Genomic DNA, 2005 nt, shown 5'->3' with positions numbered 1-2005 from the left:
GGAAAGCCGAGAATGTAGCCAACCCTAATCCCGGGCAGGCCGTAGCTTTTTGTGAACGTCCTGAGCTTTACGAGGTTTTCTCCCTCCGGGCTTTCGGCGTCTTTAACGAAGTCTATGAAGGCCTCGTCAAGAACGAGAAGGGCCCTGCCCTCTTCGACGGCATCGAGGAGGGGCCTAAGTTCCTTAACGCGGTAAAACCTCCCGTCTGGGTTGTTGGGATTGCAGAAGAAGACAACCGAATCCTTCTCAACAAGCTCCGCAAGTTTATCAGGCTCGTTGGGGCCTTTGATGACTCTGGCTCCGAAAATTCTGGCAACTCTTTCATACTCACCGTAGGTGTGGCGCGGGATTACAACCTTTCTCCCGCGGAGCGCGAGTATTCCAATTAAATAGAGCGCCTCGGTGATTCCAGCCGTTACCGTAATTTCTTCGCCGATTAGCTCCGAAAGGCCTTCTTCAAGTCTTCCATAGTAGGGGTAGCGGTTGCTTATCTCCTTCGCCCTTTCGAACATCTTGTCGAGCCACTCTGGAGGATAGGGATTGAGCGATGCGGAGAAGTCGAGCAAACCTTCTTCCCTAGCACCGCCGTGGTAGGTCGAGAACTTCACCGGCTCAAGCATGGACAGGCCCCCGTCGCGAGGAGTAATGAGACGATTACCAGCCATTCGGCAACGACAAGCCAGTAAACCTTCAGGGCGCGCTTTATATCCTCGTTTTCAGGAGCTTTTCCAGGAAAGCGGTAAACCCCTGGCTTCTCGAGCCAGACTCCGAGGACGGCGCTCATTACCGCCATAGGCTTATCGGAGTTTATCTTGAACCTCGCCAGACGGTAGTAGCGAAAAACATTCCTTCCACCGAGGGGAAGGTAGAGGAGAACCGTTAAGCGGGCCGGTATGAAGTTTAGGAGGTCGTCAAGTCTCGCGGAGAACTTGCCGAAGTATTCGTAGCGCTCGTTCCTATAACCGAGCATCGCGTCGAGCGTGTTGACGGCGCGGTAGATTAACGCCCCCGGCAGGCCGAAGAGGAGGAAATAAAAGAGCGGGGCAATTACGGAGTCGTTCAGGTTCTCTGCGAGGCTTTCTATTGCTGCAGAGTTCAGGTGGTAGACGTCAAGGTCTCTAACGTCTCTGCTGACTATCATCGAGACCGCTTTCCTCTTCTCCTCGATGTCGTCCGTTACAGTTCTCGCTATGTGCTCGTGCAAACTTCTAATCGCAAAGGAGCTTTTGAGAAGATAAACCGCTAAAGCATAGTTGATGGGATACTGAGCAAAGGAAGGCAAAATTGAAAGCGAAAGGGCAAAGGCCAGAACTATAATGGCTGTGGCGGTCCCCACCAAGAAGTCCCTAACGGGAGAGCGCCGTTTGTAGCGGGAATCAATTAACCCAGCTATTCTTCCGAACCACACGACCGGGTGAAGCTTCGCGGGGGGCTCGCCGAAAGCTAAATCCCAGAGAACTGCAAGGAATAGGTGGACTAAAGCGTCCATTCACCCAGAGCCTCCCTGATTTTGGAATATTCCCCCATGATTTCACCACTCGGTTCCCTAACGCCTCTCCTGACGTACCATGCGGGATGTCTCAGGTACTCAGCCTCGAACCCAAGCTCCATGAGGACCTTCTCTGCGGTTCTCCCGACCGCGAAGATAGCCTTCGGCTTTAAAATCTCCAGCTCTCTCGCCAAAAGCTCGTAGGCTCCAGGAGGAATCCCCCTCAGCCTGTTCTCCGGCGGATTACACTTGACGACGTTGGTAATGTACAGGAAGTCCGGGTTTATCCCGAGGGAGAATAGAGTTTTGCGGAGTAGCATTCCAGAGGCATCGCGGTAGAAGCATATTCCCGTTTTTCCACATCCACGCCTTCCCGGTGCTTCGCCGACGAGGGCTACCTTCGAACCTGCAAAACCGTTCGCGAAGGGCAGTCCCTCAAACTCGCCGACCTTAAGCTGGTACATCAGGTTCTCTTCCCCGCAGAAGTACCCCGGGTCAGTTAAGAGGGAGCAGTAT

3 protein-coding genes are annotated in these 2005 nt (G+C 53.6%); all 3 read right to left on the bottom strand.

Going from position 1 to position 2005, the window contains the following annotated elements; genetic code table 11:
- A partial coding sequence (locus tag MVG27_RS05245) for an aminotransferase class I/II-fold pyridoxal phosphate-dependent enzyme (RefSeq protein WP_297556322.1) occupies positions 1-620 on the bottom strand: 620 nt, incomplete at its 3' end.
- Positions 605-1489, bottom strand: a complete 885-nt coding sequence (gene cbiB, locus MVG27_RS05240; RefSeq protein ID WP_297556319.1) for an adenosylcobinamide-phosphate synthase CbiB — start codon at positions 1487-1489, stop codon at positions 605-607. The genes cbiB and MVG27_RS05245, both read right to left, overlap by 16 nt.
- On the bottom strand, positions 1477-2005 hold a 529-nt coding region (locus tag MVG27_RS05235; protein WP_297556317.1), incomplete at its 5' end, for a uracil-DNA glycosylase family protein. The genes cbiB and MVG27_RS05235, both read right to left, overlap by 13 nt.

This window comes from Thermococcus sp., from assembly GCF_027011145.1.
In the GTDB taxonomy this organism is placed as follows: Archaea; Methanobacteriota_B; Thermococci; order Thermococcales; family Thermococcaceae; genus Thermococcus.
This window is presented reverse-complemented; position numbering and strand designations above follow the sequence as displayed.